Consider the following 18,555-nt stretch of genomic DNA (forward strand, 5'->3'; position numbering starts at 1 on the left):
TGCTGATCGCCGCCCCGGCGTCATCTCGTGGACATCTGCGCAGGGCTAGACTCCGCGGGATGATCAACATCGGCATGAGCACGTCGTGCGCCTACCCGCTCAGCACCGACGATGCGTTCCGCCTAGCCAAGACCGCGGGTTTCGACGGTGTCGAGGTCATGGTGACCAACGACAAGGTCACCCAGGACCCGGCGGCGCTGCTCGCGCTCAGCGAGAAGTACGGCATGCCGATCTTCGCGATCCACGCGCCCGTGCTGCTGCTGACGACGTTCGTGTGGGGCCGTGAGCCCGGCGTCAAACTGCGGCGCTCGGCGGAGCTCGCCGCAGCCGTCGGCGCCTCCAGCGTCGTCGTGCACCCGCCGTTCCGCTTCCAGTCGGGGTACGCCGAGGGCTTCACCGATCTCGTGCGCACCATCTCGCAGGACACGGGCGTCGAGATCGCCGTCGAGAACATGTTCCCGTGGAAGATCGCGGGGCGGAACCTCAAGGCCTACCTGCCGAGTTCCGACCCGACGACCATGGACGTCGACGCCATGACGCTGGACTTCTCGCACGCATCGCTCGCCGGCCGCAACTCGCTGCAGCTCGCCGAGGACATGGGCGACAAGCTGCGCCACATCCACCTCTGCGACGGCAGCGGATCGATCGACGACGGCAAGATCTTCGACGAGCACCTCATCCCGGGCCGCGGCAACGAGCCGGTCGCCGAGGTGCTGCAGATGCTCGCCCGCAACCACTGGTCCGGCCACGTCGTGGCCGAGGTCATCACCCGCAAGGCGAAGACGGACGCGCAGCGGCTCGCCGTGCTCGAGGAGACGGTGGCCTTCGCACGCAAGCACCTCGCCCCGGACCACGACGAGACCCTGCTCGGGCGGCTCGGCCACGTCAGCCGCAAGGCCCTCGAGGCCGTGCGCGCGGCGGCGCACCCCGAGAAGCCGACGGACTGACCCGCACGGCTGGACGCCGGCTCCGCGCCATCGCGTCCGGTCTGCCGGCGCCGCTAGCGTGATGGCGCGGAACGAAGGAGCACGATGCGCAAGTTCATCTTCAACACCAGCCTCATCAGCGCCGTCTTCAGCGGCTGGAGCACCGTGCAGGCCACCCGCAAGGGCCCGCGGGACTGGCGGCTCGTGCTGCTCTGGCTGAGCTGGGGCATCAGCGTCGCGCTCGCCGTCGGCAGCGTCATCGACCAGTCGAAGCGCCCCGAGATCGGCCGCTGAGGCCTCTACCCGCCAGGTAGCGCCTGGCGGGCCAGCTGCGGACGCGCCTCGGCAGCAGCCGGTTCACCACGGCGATCGCGTTCATGGTGCGCTCGTAGCGCCGCGCGCGCCGCGCATCCCAGGGCAGGCCGTACGCCGCGCGCAGCGCCGGCGGCAGCAGGCCTGCCGTCACCAGCCGCACCAGCGGCAGCGCGAGCCGCAGCGCCAGCGGCGGGTGCGAGGGGTGCAGCAGGTCCTGGGCGATGCGTCGCGCATCCTCGCCCACCTCGAGCCCCGCCAGGGAGCCCTCCCAGTACGCGGCGAAGGCGGCCCGGTCGCCGGGCCAGAGCTCCGCCGGCATGCGCAGTCGCGTGCCCAGCGCCGCGTACTCGCGCAGCATCTCCTCGGCGAGCGGATGCGGGATCGGCCCGCCGAGCCGCTCCTGCACCTGCACGGCGGTGTCGTAGAGCGTCGCCGCGACCCAGCGCTGCCGCTCCGGATCGGACGCGCCGCGCACCGGGGTGTGCGCCCGGTTCACATGCCGCGGGGCCTCCGCCGCCGCCTGCTCGTCCCCGAGGACCACGGCGTAGACGTAGCGCAGGGTCGCGTCCAGACGGTGCACCGGGCGGTTCGCGAAGTCGCTGTGCGCCGCCACACCGGCACCCACGACCGGGTCGGCCACCTGCAGCAGGATCGCTCGCGCTCCGCCGAGCAGCAGCACCCCCTCGGAGGCCAGCTCCCGGAACGCCTGCGACGCCATCCCGTCTCCCTTCCCCGAGGCCGCGACGCCGTCCCCGACGAGAAGTCGCCCCGGCATCTCCGCTGCAACGCAGAAGGCCCGGAGCATGCGCTCCGGGCCTTCGTCCGTACACCCCCTCGGACTTGAACCGAGAACCCACTGATTAAGAGTCAGTTGCTCTGCCAATTGAGCTAGAGGTGCGCAGTTCGGAGTTTCCCGAACCGAGGAATGAATCTAGCACGGGTTGCGGCAGCCGCCAAATCGAGTCGGATGCGGTCCCCGCGGCCCCTCCGCAGGCGCCGTGCGGGAGGATGGAGGCACCGCATCCGCTCGCCTCCCGAAGGAGCTCCCCCGTGTCCGAAACCCGCCTCGAAGCCGGCAGCACCGCGCCCGCGTTCACCCTCCCCGACCAGGACGGCGCGCCCGTCTCGCTCGCCGACTTCGCCGGCCGCAAGGTCGTGGTCTACTTCTACCCGGCGGCGAGCACGCCGGGCTGCACGACGCAGGCCTGCGACTTCCGCGACAACCTGAACTCGCTGGCCGCGGCCGGCTACCAGGTTCTCGGCGTCTCCAAGGACGAGCAGTCGGCGCTGCAGCGGTTCCGCACCGAGCAGGGCCTGAACTTCCCGCTGCTCAGCGACCCCGACCTCGAGGTGCACCGCGCCTACGCCGCGTACGGTGAGAAGTCGCTCTACGGCAAGACCGTCACGGGCGTGCTGCGCTCGACGTTCGTCGTCGACGAGCAGGGCGAGCTGACCCACGCGCTCTACAACGTGAAGGCGACCGGCCACGTGGCCTCGCTGCGCAAGAAGCTCAAGATCGACGCCTGACCCGAGCGCCGCGGGGACTCAGTCCTCGCGGCGGCCGGTCGCGGCGACGACCGGCGGCACGAACAGCAGCACGATCGCCGCGAGGGCCGGCGCGAGCAGCAGCCAGCCGATGTCGTTGCGCGCGAAGAGGCCCTGGAAGCTGCCGAGCGCGAGCGCGATCTGCAGGGCCTGCCAGACGAGCGCGCCGCTGCGCGCCCAGGCACGGCCCCTGGCGAGGTGGACGATCACCGCCACGGCGCCGAGGAGCGCCAGGGCGACGACGACGGTGATCGCGATCGCCGTCGCCATGCTGTCGGGGCGTTCCACCAGCAGCTCGACGACGAGATAGGCCAGAGCGGCGGCGATCAGCAGCGCGTCGAGCACGAGCACCGCGAGGAGGGCGATCAACTGCGGGGGGCGCCGAGGGCGACGATCGGGGGCGGTCCCGGGGGCACCGGGAACTCGGGTTGTGCTCACAGTGCTGTCCCATACGAAAGCGCTTGACGTGGTCTGTTCGGGATGCGAGCATATCCGAGGTCGTTCGGCGAACACAGTGTGGTGGACGCGAGAACCGTGATCATTCACCCCTCCCGATGCGCATCCTCCTGCCCCCTCTCGAGGATCCGGCCCGCCCCAGGCCGTGCGCGCGACACCACCACAGAAGGAGCACCATCCGCATGGATTGGCGAGACAACGCAGCCTGCCTGACGGCCGACCCCGAGCTGTTCTTCCCCGTCGGCAACACCGGCCCGGCCGTCGAGCAGATCGAGAAGGCCAAGTCGGTCTGCGCTCGCTGCACCATGACCGAGGTCTGCCTGCAGTACGCCCTCGAGACCTCGCAGGACTCGGGCGTCTGGGGCGGTTTGAGCGAGGACGAGCGCCGCGCGCTCAAGCGCCGCGCCGCCCGCGCCCGCCGCGCCTCCTGAACCACCCGGCCCGCTGAGGCCGCCGCGAACGCGCGGGTCCCGTCGGGGCCCGCGCGTTCGTCGTTCCCGGCCAGCGCTGCGATCAGTGCTGGAACGGAACCTCGATGGTCACCTCGGTGCCCTCGCCCTGCAGCGTGTGCCAGTCGATGGTGCCGCCGAGCTCGCCCTGGATGAGGGTGCGCACGATCTGCGTGCCGAGCCCCATGCCGACCCGGCCCTCGGGCATGCCGGCGCCGTCGTCGCGCACGCGCACCATGAGCCGCTCCTCGCTGCGGTCCGCCTCGATCGACACCTCTCCGTCACGCCCGGCGAGACCGTGCTCGACGGCGTTCGTCACGAGCTCGGTGAGCGCGAGGGCGAGCGGAGTGGCGTGCTCGCTCGGCAGCACGCCGAACGAGCCGGAGTACTGCGGCCGGACCGTGGTGTTGTGACTGGAGGCGACCTCGGCGATGAGAAGCAGCACCCGCTGGAACACGTCGTCGAAGTCGACGTTCTGGCTGAGCCCCTCCGAGAGGGTGTCGTGGACGACCGCGATGGCGGCGACACGGCGCATGGCCTGACTGAGCGCATCCTTCGCCTCGTCGGTGTGGCTGCGACGGGCCTGGATGCGCAGCAGCGACGCCACCGTCTGCAGGTTGTTCTTCACCCGGTGGTGGATCTCTCGGATCGTCGCGTCCTTGGTGATGAGCTCCTGCTCCTGGTGCCGCAGCTCCGAGACGTCGCGGCACAGCACGATGGCGCCCACCCGCTCGCCCCGCTCCTTGAGCGGGATGGTGCGCAGCGAGACCGTGACCCCGCGAGCCTCGATGTCGGCGCGCCAGGGGGCGCGGCCGGTGAGGACGAGCGGCAGCGATTCGTCGACCGTGAGCTGCTTGCCCTTGATGAGGCCCGTCGTCACCTGCGCCAGCGACTCGCCCTCGAGCTCGCCGTGGAACCCCATGCGGTTGAACGCGGAGAGGCCGTTCGGGCTCGCGAAGTCGACCACGCCGTCCTCGTCGAGGCGCAGCAGGCCGTCGTTGGCGCGGGGCGCTCCGCGGCGCGGCCCGGTCGGTGCGCCGAGGTCGGGGAAGTCGCCGCTCGCGATCATCGCGAAGAGGTCGTCGGCGCACTCGTTGAAGGTGAGCTCCTGGCGGCTCGGCATGCGCGTGTCGCTGAGGTTCGAGTGCCGGGTGATCACGGCGATGGGCTCGCTCACCGTCGCCGCACCGCTGCTCGGGCTCGTGCGCCGCAGCACGGGCACGGCGCGGACGCGGGTGGGCGTCTCCTCGAACCAGTCGAGGTTCGCCGAGTCGATGATCCGTTTGGCGGCGAACGCGTCGGTCACCAGCGCGCGCCATTCCGGCTTGACGTCCTGCCCGACGAAGTCGCGGTAGAACAGCGTCGCCGCGCTCGACGGGCGCGCGTGAGCGACCGCGACGAAGCCGTCGTCGCGGGTCGGCACCCAGAGCACGATGTCGGCGAAGGCCAGATCGGCGAGCAGCTGCCAGTCCCCGATGAGCAGGTGCAGCCATTCGACGTCGGCGTCGCTGGAGCTGCCTTTGGCGTGGACGAGGTCACTGAGAGTCGACACTCATCCAGCGTAGTCGGCGACGAGCTCGCGCTCCCGCGTCGGCGCCTCCCCCAGCAGCCGCTCCCGCACCAGCTGCCCGATCGCCAGCGCTGCGGATGAGCGGGGCGCCGCATCCTGCAGCGTGCCGCCCTCCAGCACCGCCGTGTCGAAGGCGGCCCGGTCGTACGGGATGAACGCAGGGTCCTCGGCCGCGCCGAACCGCGCGAGCGTGCGCGCGACCTGACCGCGTGCGCCGAGTCCCACGGCGCCGGTGCGCAGGCGGTTCATCACGACGGTCGTGCCGGCGCCCTCGGCCGCCTCGAGCGCGTCGGGGCGGGCGCGCAGCAGCCGGGCGATGCCGACCGGGTCGGCGCTGCCGACCTGCAGCACCGCATCCGCTTCGCGCAGCGTCGCCAGGGTCGCGGCATGTCGACGCGGTGCGAGCAGGTCGCTGCTGATCTCCTCGTCCTGCTCGAGGCAGAAGCCCGTGTCCACCACCACATCGTCGGCCCAGGTCCGGCACGCCCGCAGCACCGCCTCGACGCGGTCGGCCGACAGCTCGGGCCAGCGGCTCGGCCGGGCGATGCCGGTGAGCACCCGGAAGCCGCCGCGACGAGCGCGGACGTGCTGCGCGACCCGCTCGAGCTCCGCATGGTCGAGCGCATCGGCGGCGGCCAGGCGGCAGGCAGCGGCGAACCCGGGCGCCTCGTCGAGCATGCCGAGGGTCGGGGCGACGGCGGCGCCCAGCGTATCCGCGTCGACGAGCAGGGCCCGCCGTCCCTGCGCCGCGAGCTCCGTGGCGACGGCGATGGCGACGCTGGTGCGCCCCGGCGCGCCCGCGGGCCCCCAGACCGCCACGACCCGGCCCGTCTTGAGGGCGGTCGGGCGGACCGCGCCGAGAGCGACCAGCTGCTCGATGCCGGCCCAGCCGTCCCGCGCATCGGCGATCTCGAGCACGCCGACGGCGAGCGCGTGACGCCGGTCGGCATCGGTCGCGGCCAGGGCCACGATGGGCACGCCGGAGCGGTCGCACGCGTCGAGCAGCGGCTCGTCGAGGCTTCGGGGCTCGGCGACCGCGACGACGATGCCGAGGCCGACCAGGCCGGCGGCCACGAGCTCGTCCGCCGCCCTGGCGGAGACCGCGAGGTCGTGGCCGTGGCGCCGCAGCTCCTCCGCGAGCCCCTCCAGCGCCCGGGGCGGGCCGACGAGCGCGACGGCGGTCATCGCGCACTCCCCGCGGTCACCGCGAGCGGCACGAGCGAGAGCGCGTCACCGTTGCCCAGCGCCGCCAGCACCGCCGCGAGCTCGTCGCGCGGTACGAGCAGCTCGACGTCTCGCGCGGATGCCCCCGCGACCATGCGGTCCTCCTCCACGACCTGCAGCACGGTGGCACCGTCGACGAGCATCGCCGGCGCGCCGAACTCGCGGGCGCCGGTGGCCGGCGCCGACCAGAGATCCACCACGGCGCCGCTCTCGACCGCCCCCGGCAGCGCACCGGAGATCGTCGCGACGACGACCGCGCCGTCGGCGGAGCCAGCGTCGTCGGTGGCCGCGGACGGCAGCAGCTCCCCGGCGGCGACCGGCCGGGTCGCGATCATCCCCTCCTCCGGCAGCGAGCCGGCCGGCAGGTAGTGCTCCTCCACAGCGCCGAGGTGCACGCTGCGCACGGCGACGGCCTCCGCGGTGATCCGATCGCCGGGGCTGAACGAGCGGGCCGCGACGTACACGTCGACCGTGCGGTCCGCGGCCGTGACGATGCCCACCACCCCCGCCACGGATGCGAGCACGAGGCCGACGCCCACGAGCAGTCGGGGGTCGAACGCTGATGCGCGACGTGCGGCGATGCGGCTCATGGCGGTCCTCTCCGTGGATGCGCGGCCATGCTGCTCGCATGCCGCGGCGCCTGCTGCGACTTATCCACACCGGCGCCCCCGCACAGGGGCGGGGACCATAATCGGAATCATGCACGGCCACGAGGACAGCACCGCGGGACGCTTCGTCAGCATCGCCGACGCCGCAGAGCTCCTCGGGCTGAGCGTCGCCGAGACGCTCGGCATCGTCCGCTCCGGCGAGCTCTCCGCGATCCGCGCCGGCCGGGGGCGCAGTGGCGCGTCGGGGTCGAGGAGATCGACGCCTACGTCGTCGGCAAGCTGGAGGAGGGACGCCGGATGAACCTCTTCGATCAGGCGGACTTCGCGAGCATCGTGGACCTCGACGGTCACCAGCGCACGCGCAGGAGCTGAGCCAGGCCGATCAGCCGCCGGCCCTGCACGGATCGATCACGCCGCGGCTCGTCGAGCGCGTGCACGGCGAGATCGAGATGGTCGCGCCCGACGCGGTCGATGGTGCCCGTCAGCTCGCCGCCGGGCACCAGGAGGCGCACCGGGCGCCGTCGTCGAGCGAGGTCGCGGAGCACGAACGGCAACCCGAGCCGAGCCGTCAGCGCGCCGGGGTCCTCGGTGGGCGCCGGAGCGTCCACGGCCGCGTGCGACCCGCCGCCGTCGAGCACCACCTGCGCGACCGCCGCCATGGGCACGATGCATCGGCCGCCGATCGGAGCCGCGACCACGCCCGACAGCCAGTCCCGGCCGAAGCCATCCGTGCGCAGCGCGAGGTCGGAGCCGTCCGCGAGCACCAGCCGCAGCGGGGCCCCTCCGCCGTGCTGGTGGTGCGCGAGCAGCCGCTCGCGCAATCCCAGCCGCGCGCGGCGCAGCCGCTCCTCCTCGACCCGGAGGTCGTCCTCCTCCGCGGCGAGCTCCTGCTGGAGCTGGCTCTCGAGGTCGTCGAACAGGTGCTCCCAGCGCATGGGCGCGAGCGTAGGGGTGCACCGGATCCGATCGTCCGGTTATCCACAGTTGCGATGCGGGCATGGACGCGACCGCGCCGGGATGCTTATCTTGTGCCACGTCATTGGCCCCCGTTCGGGGGAAGCGAGTCCTCCGGGGATCGGAGGGGATTCCGGAGGCCGGTATGAGCAGCAGTCCCGTATCCACCGCGCGCGGTTCTGCCGGCGTGGCGGGAAGGCGCACGGACGCGTCGCAGACGCTGCCGTCGAAAGTGATCACGCCCCGCTTCGAGTCGGAGGAGTTCTTCGGGCACCAGCCCAGCTCCCGTTCGGAGTTGCCCGACCCCGAGCCGATGGTGGTCAACATCGCGCACTGCATCGTGGAGGTGCTCGCCGGTGCGCGCGATCTGGAGCAGTTGGCGCGATGGGTCACCGACGACGTCTACGCCCACCTGCTCAAGCGCGACATCATGGCCAAGCGCGCACGCGCCGCCACGGGGCGGGCGCCGGTGCGACCGACCTTCACCGTCGGCGGGATCCGGCTGTGCGAACCGAGGGACGGCGTCGTCGAGGGGGTGGTCGTCGTACACGGTCGAGCCCGCAGCCGCAGCGTGTGCGTGCGGCTCGAGGGGCTCGATCGACGCTGGCGGGCGACGGCCATCAACGTGCTCTGAGGTGCGCCGGACGCCGGAGGGCGCGGGGATGTCGATCCCCGCGCCCTCCGGCGACTCGCGCCGCGCTCAGCGCTTGCGCTTGTCCTGAGCGCGACGCTGAGCGCGATTGCCCGCTTCGGGCTCCGCCTCGGCGGTCGCCTGCCCGAAGGCTCCGCGGGCCTCGGCCTGATCTGGAACCACGGCGGCCTCCTGAGCGGCCTGCGAGCGCTGCGCCTTGGCCGTGGCGCCCTGCTCGATCTGGCCGCGCTGATTGCGCACCTCGACATCGCCCTCGGCGTTGGGCGCCGAGTAGCTGAGCTTCTCGGAGCCGGACGCCTGCTGCCCGAGCCCCTTGGCCGAGACCTGGGCCGATCCCGCACCGCCGCTCACCTCGACCTCGAGGTTGAAGAGGAAGCCCACCGTCTCCTCGCGGATCTGCCCCATCATGTTCTGGAACAGTGCGTAGCCCTCGCGCTGGTACTCGACGAGGGTCGCGCTGCGCCATGGCCCGCAAGCCGATGCCGTCCTTGAGGTAGTCCATCTCGTAGAGGTGGTCGCGCCAGCGCCGGTTGATCACGCTGAGCACCACGCGGCGCTCGAACTCGCGCATGGGCTGCTCGCCGATGCTCTTCTCGCGGCGCTCGTACGCCAGCTGCGCATCGGAGAGGATCTCGCGCACGAGGAAGTCGCGCGTGATGCGCCCGTTCGCGCCGCCCTCGCTGAGCACCTCGTCGATCGTCAGCGAGACCGGGTAGAGCGTCTTCAGCTCCGTCCACATGGCCTCGAAGTCCCAGTCGTCGGCGCTGCCCTCGCCGGTGTGCACATCCACGACCTCGGTGACCGTGGCCTTGAGGAAGGTCTGCACGCGATCCTGCAGGTCGTCGCCCTCGAGGATGTGGCGACGGTCACCGTAGATCGCCTCGCGCTGGCGGTTGAGCACATCGTCGTACTTGAGCACGTTCTTGCGGATCTCCGCGTTGCGGCTCTCCACCTGCCCCTGGGCGCTGCGGATGGCGCGGCTGACCGTCTTCGACTCGATGGCGAGGTCGTCGGGCGAGCGCGCCATCAGCGCCTCGGCGGCGCCGGCGTTGAAGAGGCGCATCAGGTCGTCCTGCAGCGAGAGGTAGAAGCGGCTCTCGCCCTTGTCGCCCTGACGGCCGGAGCGACCGCGCAGCTGGTTGTCGATACGGCGGGACTCGTGGCGCTCGGTGCCGAGCACGTAGAGCCCGCCGACCTCGAGCACCCGCTCGGCCTCCGCGGCGACCTCGGTCTTGATGCGATCGAAGGTCTCCTGCCAGGCGGCCTCGTACTCCTCCGGCGTGTCGACCGGGCTGAGACCCTGGTTGCTGAGCTCGGTGGCCGCGAGGTGCTCGGCGTTGCCGCCGAGCATGATGTCGGTGCCTCGACCGGCCATGTTCGTGGCGACCGTGACGGCCCCGTAGCGACCCGCCTGCGCGATGATCGACGCCTCGCGGGCGTGGTTCTTCGCGTTGAGCACCTCGTGCTTCACGCCGTTCTTGGCGAGCAGCCGGGAGAGGTACTCGCTCTTCTCCACGCTGGTCGTGCCGATCAGCACGGGCTGTCCGGCCTTGTGCCGCTCGGTGACGTCGGCGACCACCTGATCGAACTTGGCCGTCTCGCTCTTGTAGATCAGGTCGGGCTGGTCGATGCGCTGCATCGAGCGGTTCGTCGGGATGGGCACCACGCCGAGCTTGTAGGTGCTCATGAACTCCGCGGCCTCGGTCTCGGCCGTTCCGGTCATGCCGGAGAGCTTCTTGTAGAGGCGGAAGTAGTTCTGCAGAGTGACGGTGGCGAGGGTCTGGTTCTCGGCCTTGACCGTCACGCCCTCCTTCGCCTCGATCGCCTGGTGGATGCCCTCGTTGTAGCGGCGGCCGGCCAGGATGCGACCGGTGTGCTCGTCGACGATCAGCACCTCGCCGTTCATGACGACGTAGTCCTTGTCCTTCTTGAACAGGGCGCGGGCCTTGATCGCGTTGTTGAGGAAGGAGATGAGCGGGGTGTTGGCGCTCTCGTAGAGGTTGTCGATGCCGAGGTGGTCCTCGACCTTCTCGATGCCGGGCTCGAGCACGCCGACGGTGCGCTTCTTCTCGTCGACCTCGAAGTCGACGCCCGGCTTGAGGCGCTTGGCGACGTTCGCGAACTCGCCGAACCAGCGGTTCGCCTCGCCTGCCGCGGGGCCGGAGATGATGAGCGGGGTGCGCGCCTCGTCGATGAGGATCGAGTCGACCTCGTCCACGACCGCGAAGAAGTGGCCGCGCTGCACCATCTCGCCGGTGCTCCAGGCCATGTTGTCGCGCAGGTAGTCGAAGCCGAACTCGTTGTTCGTGCCGTAGGTGATGTCGGCCGCGTACTGCTCGCGGCGCTCCTCGGGGGTCTGGCCGGAGAGGATGCATCCGGTCGTCATGCCGAGGGTGCGGAAGATGCGGCCCATCAGCTCGGACTGGTAGCTCGCCAGGTAGTCGTTGACAGTGACCACGTGCACCCCGCGGCTCGCGATCGCGTTGAGGTACGCGGCGAGGGTCGCGACGAGGGTCTTGCCCTCACCGGTCTTCATCTCCGCGATGTTGCCGAGGTGCAGCGCGGCGCCGCCCATCAGCTGCACGTCGAAGTGGCGCATGCCGAGCGTGCGCTTCGACGCCTCGCGCACCGCGGCGAAGGCCTCGGGCAGCAGGTCGTCGAGCGACTCCCCGTTCGAGTAGCGCTCGCGCAGCTCGACGGTCTCGTTGCGCAGCTCGTCGTCGCTGAGGTGCTCGAAGTCCTCCTCGAGCTGGTTGATCGCGTTGGCGTAGTTCTTCAGGCGACGGAGGGTGCGGCCCTCACCGACGCGAAGGACCCTCTCGAGGACGTTGGCCACCGTGTGTACTCCCGTGTGCTCTCGGACCGGCGCTGCGCCCGCCGCGATGGCGAGCATCCCGCGCTCGGGGACGGACCGTGATCAGTCCGTGACGTTAGCAGCCTAGTCCGCAACACCGCCCCGCAGCCGACGGCTGCGGGGCGGTGTTCGCGGGCGGCGGAGCGGCGTCCGCTCCGATTCAGGCGCGCACGGCGCCGACGGCGGCCTCCGCGGTGTCGAGGCCGATCACGCCGTAGTCCCAGCCCTTGCGGCGGTACACGACACTCGGGCGCAGCGACTCCTGATCGACGAAGAGGTAGAAGTCGTGGCCGACCAGCTCCATCCGGTAGAGCGCGTCGTCGACGGTCATGGGCGCGGCCTCGAAGACCTTCTCGCGGATCACGACGGGGCAGTAGACGTCCTCCTCGTCCTCCGAGTGCTGGGCATCCGCCACGACCGGGATCGCCCCGGTCGCGACTCGGCGGAGGGTGTCCGGGTCGGCGGGGGTGATGTCGACGACGTCGAATCCGCCGCTCGCCGCCTCGCGCAACGACGTCGGCCGATGCTGGCCGCGGTGCACCTTGCGGCGGTCCTTCGCGCGCCGCAGGCGCTCGACCATCTTGCCGAGGGCGAGGTCGAACGCCGCGTACTTGTCCGACGCCGCCGACTCGCTGCGCACCAGCGGCCCGGGGCCGACGAGGGTGAGCTCCACCCGATCGTCGCTCGAACCGCCCGCGGGCTTCTCGCTGTGCCGGCTGACCTTCACCTCCAGCCGGATCGCCTTGTCGGCCAGCTGATCGAGCTTCGTCGACTTCTCGTCGGCGTAGGCGCGGAACCGTTCCGTCAGGTCCACGTTCCGACCCGTGATGGTGATGTCCACGACGACCTCCTCAACCCCGCGACGCGTCGCCCGACCATTCGAGCGAGGGATGTCCACGCCTGCAGGTGAACACAACCTAGACCCGAGGCATCCGCCGTGTCACCATCCCTCGGGTGCCGAGGTTCTGGGAATCCTCTCCGCGGTCGCGCAGAGCACCGCACGGCCGAGCACCCTCGCTCCGGCCGCCTCGAGCTCCGCCTGCGCGGCGGCCAGGCTGGCGCCGACGTCGTCGACGAGGATCGCGTCGCGGTCCCGCATCCGCTCCTCCGCGCGCACGACCCGGAACGCCCCCTCCCGAGCCGCCGCGCGCCCGACGCGGTCGAGGGTCTTCTGCTGCGCGCCGCCCTCGCCCCGGGTGCGCAGCAACCGCGTCGGCCGGAGACCCGCGCGGCGCAGCAGCAGCTCGACGGGCCGGTACCCGCGGCGTCGATCACCGGCCGGCGACGGCGGCACCGGCACGACCGCGATCGGACGCCCACCGTCCGGCAGCGCGGCGCGCAGGGCTCCGGCGAGCGCCGCCGCGAGCGGCGTCGCGAGATCGGTGCGACCCGACTCCTTGAACGCCAGGAGCGCCGCCCGCGCCGCTCCCTCGTACGGCCAGGCCGCGTGGACGGGCCCGCCGTGGCGGGGTACGACGACGGCCGGTCGGAGGCCGCGCAGCGACGAGGAGCACCCCGGGCAGAGCACCGCGCCGTCGCGTCCGCAGCCGGCGCACCGGTCCGGCAGCACGACCGCGAGCGCCTCGGTGAGGATCGGCGGGAGGGGCATGCCCCGAGTGTGCGCCCGCAGGGTCGCGCACGGGACGGCGGCGGCGGTGCAGGGCAGGGACGGTGAGCTGTGGAGGGAGGATCAGAGCTGGCGGCCGAGGAAGACCACGCCCTCGGCACCGCTGCGCCATCCGGTGCCGGCGCCGCGCGGCTGCAGCACGGTGCCGTCGGCGCCGAGCACGCGCAGGCGGTCCCGATCGCCGGCGCCCATGATCTGCACCGCATCGCCAGGGCGCCCCAGGGGCTCCGCCCGACCGCCGATCTGGTGGCTGGTCGCGACGATCTCGCCGTCGCTCTCGGCGAGCACGGCGACGTTCGTGTCGTCGACCCACGTCGCTCCGATCGCCACCTGGGCGTCGAGCTGCACCTCGATCGGCGAACCGATCCCGGTCGGAGCCCCGTCGTCGCGGAGGATGCCCGCGGCGAGCAGACGGGGGTCCCCGCCGTCGTCGACGAGCAGCAGCAGACGGGTGCCGTCGCGGGACACCTCGAGGTCGGTGAGCCGCAGTCCGGCGGGGATCGAGGTCGTCAGCGGGTACCCGGTGCCCTGCTGGTCGTGCACGGCGATCTGCGCGTCCTGAGCCGTGCCCGTCCAGACGTAGCCCGACGGGTCGAGGTCCGGAGCGACCTGGCCGGGTCGCACGTCCACGAGCAGCGGCGGGCCGTCGCGCCGGAGCACCGCCGTGCCGCCCGGGGTCAGCGCCGCCGCGGCGGCCTGGCTGCGTCCGAGCGTGAAGCTCGTGGCCGCGAGCTCGATGGCCTCAGCACTCAGCCCGGGCAGATCGGTGATCTCCCCCGCGGCGGAGAAGCCGAGCGCGTCCGCGGTGCGCACCAGGGAGCGTGTGTCGGCGGCGCTCGGCGCGAGGACGGCCGCCTCCACGCCCTCGTCCGAGATGGTCACCGGCTGCTGGTCCACCGTGATGGCGACCTGCGAGATGCCGGGCGACGACCGCGAGAGGCTCGCGGCGAGCTGCTGCCGCATGCGGGCGAGCTGGCCCGTGCTGGCCGCCAGGGCCTCGGTGCTGAGGTCGACGGTCGCGACCCCCTCCGTCTGGGTCACCGCGTTGACGGGCGAGAGGCTCGTGCCCTCGGGGAAGGCGGAGAGGACCGCGCCCCGCAGCCACGCGGCCGGGCCCGCCAGCAGCTCCGAGACCACCCGGGTGCTGCCGGAGCCGCCGCCGTCGCGCTGCGGGAACCAGCGGACGTCCGGCACCAGGTACTCGTAGCCGGGGGCGAAGAAGTAGAGGGTGCGCGGCGTGAAGAGCGACAGGAAGCTGCTGCCCGCCAGCACGATGCCCGACGGCGGCTCGGCGATGCGCCACTCGCCGTCGACCTGCGTGAAGCGGTAGTAGAGCGACGTGGACTCGGCCGTCTCCGATTCGGAGTAGACACCGCTCGCATCGACGTCGGCGGCGACCCGAACGGTGTACTGGAGCGCGGCCTCGTCGACCCTGCTGACCACGGGCGAGGCCGGATCGAGGATGAGCACGGAGGCCCGGGGGTCCCACTGGGCCGCGGCGTCGTCGGTGAGGAACTCGCGGGCCGTCGCGTAGTCGTCCTGCGAACCGGTGGCGGCCGCGACGAAGCCGCGCAGGACGGCCTCCTGGTCGGCGCCCTCGGTGGGACCGTTCGGGATGAACTGCTGCTCGGTCTCGTCGCCCGCCTCGATGGGCGGTCCGGCCTCGACCGGGCCGGAGTCCGGGATGGCGGCGCATCCGGTCGCGAGCAGGCCGACGAGGGCGAGGAGCGCGACGAGCCGTCGCCACCGGTCACGGGCGCGCATCGCCGTCGCCTCCCATCCGCTCGTCCGCCGGGTCCCGCGGGGGCAGGAGCCCGTCGAGCACCTCGGCGGGTGGCAGCTCGACCGGCGAGAGCCGGATCGGCACCCGCCGGTCGCGTGGCAGGGTCAGGCGGAAGCAGGTGCCGACGCCCGGTTCGGACCACACGTCGAGGCGCCCGTCGTGCAGGTTGGCGTCCTCCAGGGAGATGGCGAGCCCGAGGCCGGTGCCGCCGATCGAGCGCCGGCGGGACGGATCCGCTCGCCAGAACCGGTCGAACACGCGCTCGGCCTGCTCGGGCGTCATGCCGATGCCGTAGTCGCGCACCGCGATGGCGACGGCGGTCTGGTTGCTGTCCACGGTCACCACGATCGGGCGGCCCTCCCCGTGCTCGATGGCGTTGCCCAGCAGGTTGCGCAGGATGCGGCGGATGCGGCGCCCGTCGACCTCGACGGCCATGTGACCGCCGGGAGCGACGAGGCGGAGCTCGCTGCCGACGCCGTCGGCGAGCGGCTGCACCGTCTCGATGGCCTCCTCGGTGAGGTTGGCCAGGTTCGTCGGCTCGGTCTCCAGCTCGACGGCGCGGGCGTCGAAGCGCGAGATCTCCAGCAGGTCCGCGAGCAGCAGCTCGAAGCGCTCGATCTGGGTCTTGAGCAGCTCGGCCGTGCGAGCGGTCGCGGGCGGGTAGTCGTCGCGCTGGTCGTAGAGCACGTCGCCGGCCAGGCGGATGGTGGTGAGGGGCGTGCGGAGCTCATGGGAGACGTCGGAGACGAAGCGCTGCTGCACGCGGGAGAGATCGGCCAGCTGCGTGATCTGACGCTGCAGGCTGTCGGCCATGCGGTTGAACGAGCGGGCGAGCGTTGAGAGCACGTCCTCGCCGCGCTCCGGCAGCCGCTCCTCGAGCTCGCCGGCGGCGAGCTTCTCGCTCGTGCGAGCGGCCTCGCGCACCGGGCCGACGACCGTGCGCGTGACGACGAAGACGACGCCGCCGATGAGCGCGATGAGGGCGATGCTGCCGACGAAGAGGATCTGGAGCAGGAAGTCGAGGGTGCGCTGGGTCTCGCCCAGGTCGTAGACGAGGTAGAGCTCGTACTGCCCGGCCGTCGGCACCTGGAGCGAGGCGCCGACGACCAGCCCCGGTTCGGTGCCCTCCACGATCCCCGCGCTCGAGAGGCGCTCGAGGCGCACCGGCTGCAGCGAGAGCTGCTCGGTGTCGGTGCGGACCGTCTGGCGCAGCGCATCGGAGAGGACGGACTGCGGGAACTCGGAGGTGGTGGTGTCCTGCAGCGTGGTCGGCGTCTGCGAGTCGGGGGCGCGGAGGATCGCGATGTCGCGCGCCGTCGCCGCCGAGCCGATGCTCGGCAGCAGGCTGTTCTGCAGCACGTTGAGCTCGTCCGCCCCCTCGCCGACCGTCGTCGCGGCCTCGTCGAGCACGTTCTGCCCCTGCAGCACCGCCCGCTCCGCCTCGGCGAGGATCTGCGCGCGCCGGGTCTCGTAGAGCTGGCCGCCGATGCTCATGGCCATCGTGCCGCCGATGATGCCGATCGCGACGCCCGAGAGCACCACCGTGAGGGCGATCGTGCGCAGCTGCAGCGAACGGCGCCAGGTGCGGCGGGCTCGCCGGAGGGCGAGCCGCCAGCTCAGCCAGGGCACGGCATCGCGATCAGCCGCCGCCGGCGCGGTAGCCGACCCCGCGCACAGTGGTGACGATGCGCGGGTTGTCCGGGTCGAGCTCGACCTTGGCGCGCAGCCGCTGCACGTGCACGTTCACGAGCCGGGTGTCGGCCTTGTAGTGGTAGCCCCACACCTGCTCGAGCAGCATCTCGCGGGTGAAGACCTGCTCGGGCTTCTCGGCGAGCGCCAGCAGCAGATCGAACTCGAGCGGCGTCAGGCCGATGATCGCGTCGCCGCGGCGGACCTCGTGGCCCGCGACATCGAGCACGAGGTCGCCCACCTCGATGCGGGTGACGCTCGAGCTGGCGGGGCGCAGCCGCGTGCGGATGCGCGCCACGAGCTCCTTCGGGTTGAACGGCTTGACCACGTAGTCGTCGGCGCCGCTCTCGAGGCCCCGCACCACGTCGGCGGTGTCGCCCTTGGCCGTGAGCATGATGACGGGGGTGCCGGACTCCGAGCGGATCGCCTCGCACACCTGGATGCCGTCGAGACCCGGCAGCATCAGGTCGAGCAGCACCAGGTCGGGGACGACGGAGCGGAAGGCGTCGAGGGCGAGCGCTCCATCGGCGCAGAAGGACGGATCGAAGCCCTCGCCCCGCAGGACGATGCCGATCATCTCGGCGAGGGCGGGATCGTCGTCGACGACGAGGATGCGGGCGGTCTGGTTCATGGGATCCGTTTCGAGTCCGGTGCCGATCACTGTAGTCGAGCGCTCGCAGGCGGTGCGCAGACCCCGCCGGCCCCGCTGTGACAGCATGGTGGCACCGACGAGGCGAGGGGGAGGCGCAGGGTGAGCGATCCGACGCAGTGGCAGGCGCCGTCGGGCGCCGGATGGGCGCCCCCGTCCGCACCGGCTGGATGGGCGCCTCCGCAGGAGCCGTCCCTCCCGCCGCGGCCGGGGCCCGCGGGGAGCGGATGGACGCCGCCGCCGAAGCCGGGACTGATCCCTCTGCGTCCGCTCGACTTCGGCACGCTGCTCGGTGCCTCGTTCCAGGTGCTGCGCCGCAATCCGAAGCCGATGTTCGGCTTCACCGTGCTGCTGACCGGCCTGACCACGCTGATCGGCCTCGCCGTGACCGGCACCGTCGCCTTCTTCGCCATCGGCCGCATCGACGCCGCGACGGCCGAGGACGTCGATCTCGTCACGGCCGGCTCGATCGGCTCCATCATCGTCGCCGCGCTCGTGCCGATGGTGCTCTCGATGCTCGCCTTCGCGGTGCTGCAGGGCATCGTGACCCTCGAGGTCGCCCGCGGGTCGCTGGGCGAGCGCAATCGCCTGCCCCAGCTGTGGCGCCTTGCGAAGGGCCGTGTCGGCGCCCTGATCGGGTGGAGCGCGCTCGTGCTCGCCGTCGGCGTGCTCGGCCTGGTCGCCGTCGCGGGCGTCATCGCCCTGGGCGCGGCGCTGGGCGGGGCGGTCGGCGCCGCCGTCGGGATCGCGATCGCCGTGGTGCTCGGGCTCGGCATGGTGGTGCTCGCCGCGTGGCTCGGCACGAAGCTGAGCTTCGTGCCGAGCGCCCTGGTACTGGAGCGTCGTACCCTGCGCGAGGCCCTGCACCGCTCCTGGTCGCTCACCGCCGGAGCGTTCTGGCGGATCCTGGGCATCCAGCTGCTGGTCTCGTTCATCGTGCAGACCGCGGTCTCGATCGTCACGACGCCCCTGTCGTTCATCGTCGGGATGGCCTCGGCCCTGATCGCGCCGAACGGCGAACTGGGGCCGGGCGCCGCGATCGCCATCGGCGCCTACGTGCTGACCATCGTGCTCACGATCATCGCCTCCTCCGTCGGCTACGTGATGCAGTGCTCGGTCGTGGCGCTGCTGTACCTCGACCGGCGCATGCGCACCGAGGGCCTCGACCTGGTGCTGCAGCGCACCGTGGACGCGCGCGCCGCCGGGCGCGAGGCGGAGGACCCATTCATGCCCGAGGTCCGGCGGTCCTGACCG

Annotated in this window: 18 protein-coding genes, 1 tRNA gene and 1 pseudogene; 7 read left to right on the forward strand and 13 right to left on the reverse strand. The window is 72.2% G+C overall.

What is annotated here, in order from left to right:
• The first annotated feature begins 59 nt into the window (after nt 1-59).
• Together QQK26_RS05915 and QQK26_RS05920 are read left to right on the forward strand one after the other, a co-directional pair.
• The gene (locus tag QQK26_RS05915) at nt 60-947 is read left to right on the forward strand and encodes a sugar phosphate isomerase/epimerase family protein (protein WP_284230987.1); all 888 of its coding nucleotides are present in this window, start codon (nt 60-62) and stop codon (nt 945-947) included.
• 84 nt (nt 948-1,031) lie between these two features.
• Entirely contained in the window at nt 1,032-1,220 is a 189-nt protein-coding gene (locus QQK26_RS05920) for a hypothetical protein (RefSeq protein WP_284230989.1), read from the forward strand.
• Here the strand turns inward: QQK26_RS05920 and QQK26_RS05925 are convergent.
• Nucleotides 1,183-1,959, reverse strand: a complete 777-nt coding sequence (locus tag QQK26_RS05925) for an oxygenase MpaB family protein (RefSeq protein ID WP_284230992.1) — start codon at nt 1,957-1,959, stop codon at nt 1,183-1,185. The genes QQK26_RS05920 and QQK26_RS05925 overlap by 38 nt on opposite strands.
• Before the next feature lie 107 nt (nt 1,960-2,066).
• Nucleotides 2,067-2,139, reverse strand: a tRNA-Lys gene (locus QQK26_RS05930).
• A 152-nt stretch (nt 2,140-2,291) separates the two neighbouring features.
• On the opposite strand from QQK26_RS05930, the gene bcp reads away from it, so the two are divergent.
• The gene (gene bcp, locus QQK26_RS05935; protein WP_284230995.1) at nt 2,292-2,768 is read left to right on the forward strand and encodes a thioredoxin-dependent thiol peroxidase; all 477 of its coding nucleotides are present in this window, start codon (nt 2,292-2,294) and stop codon (nt 2,766-2,768) included.
• A gap of 18 nt (nt 2,769-2,786) precedes the next feature.
• On the opposite strand, the gene QQK26_RS05940 is transcribed toward bcp, so the two are convergent.
• On the reverse strand, nt 2,787-3,155 hold the full coding sequence (locus tag QQK26_RS05940) for a hypothetical protein (protein WP_284230997.1): 369 nt from the start codon (nt 3,153-3,155) through the stop codon (nt 2,787-2,789).
• Between the two features lie 269 nt (nt 3,156-3,424).
• On the opposite strand from QQK26_RS05940, the gene QQK26_RS05945 reads away from it, so the two are divergent.
• Nucleotides 3,425-3,673 (forward strand): WhiB family transcriptional regulator, encoded by a 249-nt coding sequence (locus tag QQK26_RS05945; RefSeq protein ID WP_284230999.1) that lies wholly within the window; start codon nt 3,425-3,427, stop codon nt 3,671-3,673.
• 82 nt (nt 3,674-3,755) lie between these two features.
• Here QQK26_RS05945 and QQK26_RS05950 read toward each other — a convergent pair whose 3' ends face one another.
• From QQK26_RS05950 to QQK26_RS05960, 3 genes are read right to left on the reverse strand one after another with little or no spacing between them, the layout of a single operon-like run.
• Entirely contained in the window at nt 3,756-5,243 is a 1,488-nt protein-coding gene (locus QQK26_RS05950; protein WP_284231001.1) for a sensor histidine kinase, read from the reverse strand.
• Entirely contained in the window at nt 5,244-6,446 is a 1,203-nt protein-coding gene (locus QQK26_RS05955) for a CpaE/TadZ family protein (RefSeq protein WP_284231003.1), read from the reverse strand.
• The gene (locus QQK26_RS05960) at nt 6,443-7,075 is read right to left on the reverse strand and encodes a CpaB family protein (protein ID WP_284231005.1); all 633 of its coding nucleotides are present in this window, start codon (nt 7,073-7,075) and stop codon (nt 6,443-6,445) included. Before QQK26_RS05960 ends, QQK26_RS05955 begins: the two co-directional genes overlap by 4 nt.
• A gap of 109 nt (nt 7,076-7,184) precedes the next feature.
• On the opposite strand from QQK26_RS05960, the gene QQK26_RS05965 reads away from it, so the two are divergent.
• Complete coding sequence (locus QQK26_RS05965; RefSeq protein WP_284231008.1) at nt 7,185-7,394, forward strand: MerR family transcriptional regulator; 210 nt, start codon at nt 7,185-7,187, stop codon at nt 7,392-7,394.
• A 46-nt stretch (nt 7,395-7,440) separates the two neighbouring features.
• Here the strand turns inward: QQK26_RS05965 and QQK26_RS05970 are convergent, their stop codons facing one another.
• A complete protein-coding gene (locus tag QQK26_RS05970; protein WP_284231010.1) occupies nt 7,441-8,028 on the reverse strand; it encodes a hypothetical protein in 588 nt (195 codons plus the stop codon).
• 62 nt (nt 8,029-8,090) lie between these two features.
• On the opposite strand from QQK26_RS05970, the gene QQK26_RS05975 reads away from it, so the two are divergent.
• On the forward strand, nt 8,091-8,681 hold the full coding sequence (locus tag QQK26_RS05975) for an Rv3235 family protein (protein ID WP_284231012.1): 591 nt from the start codon (nt 8,091-8,093) through the stop codon (nt 8,679-8,681).
• Between the two features lie 66 nt (nt 8,682-8,747).
• Here QQK26_RS05975 and secA read toward each other — a convergent pair.
• The 6 genes and pseudogenes from secA to mtrA all read right to left on the reverse strand — a co-directional run bounded on the left by secA (nt 8,748) and on the right by mtrA (nt 17,283).
• A pseudogene (gene secA / locus QQK26_RS05980) lies at nt 8,748-11,535 on the reverse strand (preprotein translocase subunit SecA).
• A gap of 178 nt (nt 11,536-11,713) precedes the next feature.
• Entirely contained in the window at nt 11,714-12,394 is a 681-nt protein-coding gene (gene hpf, locus QQK26_RS05985; RefSeq protein WP_284231014.1) for a ribosome hibernation-promoting factor, HPF/YfiA family, read from the reverse strand.
• Nucleotides 12,395-12,493: 99 nt separating this feature from the next.
• Nucleotides 12,494-13,162: a ComF family protein gene (locus QQK26_RS05990; protein WP_284231020.1), complete on the reverse strand. Its 669-nt coding sequence runs from the start codon at nt 13,160-13,162 to the stop codon at nt 12,494-12,496.
• A gap of 81 nt (nt 13,163-13,243) precedes the next feature.
• On the reverse strand, nt 13,244-14,944 hold the full coding sequence (locus QQK26_RS05995) for an LpqB family beta-propeller domain-containing protein (protein ID WP_284231023.1): 1,701 nt from the start codon (nt 14,942-14,944) through the stop codon (nt 13,244-13,246).
• On the reverse strand, nt 14,931-16,592 hold the full coding sequence (mtrB, locus tag QQK26_RS06000) for an MtrAB system histidine kinase MtrB (protein WP_284231025.1): 1,662 nt from the start codon (nt 16,590-16,592) through the stop codon (nt 14,931-14,933). Before mtrB ends, QQK26_RS05995 begins: the two co-directional genes overlap by 14 nt.
• Before the next feature lie 10 nt (nt 16,593-16,602).
• Nucleotides 16,603-17,283 (reverse strand): MtrAB system response regulator MtrA, encoded by a 681-nt coding sequence (mtrA, locus tag QQK26_RS06005; RefSeq protein ID WP_284231027.1) that lies wholly within the window; start codon nt 17,281-17,283, stop codon nt 16,603-16,605.
• A gap of 120 nt (nt 17,284-17,403) precedes the next feature.
• On the opposite strand from mtrA, the gene QQK26_RS06010 reads away from it, so the two are divergent.
• Nucleotides 17,404-18,552, forward strand: a complete 1,149-nt coding sequence (locus QQK26_RS06010; protein ID WP_284231030.1) for a DUF7847 domain-containing protein — start codon at nt 17,404-17,406, stop codon at nt 18,550-18,552.
• Nucleotides 18,553-18,555 lie beyond the last annotated feature (3 nt).

Source organism: Arenivirga flava (assembly GCF_030161575.1).
GTDB classification, from domain to species: Bacteria; Actinomycetota; Actinomycetes; order Actinomycetales; family Microbacteriaceae; genus Arenivirga; species Arenivirga flava.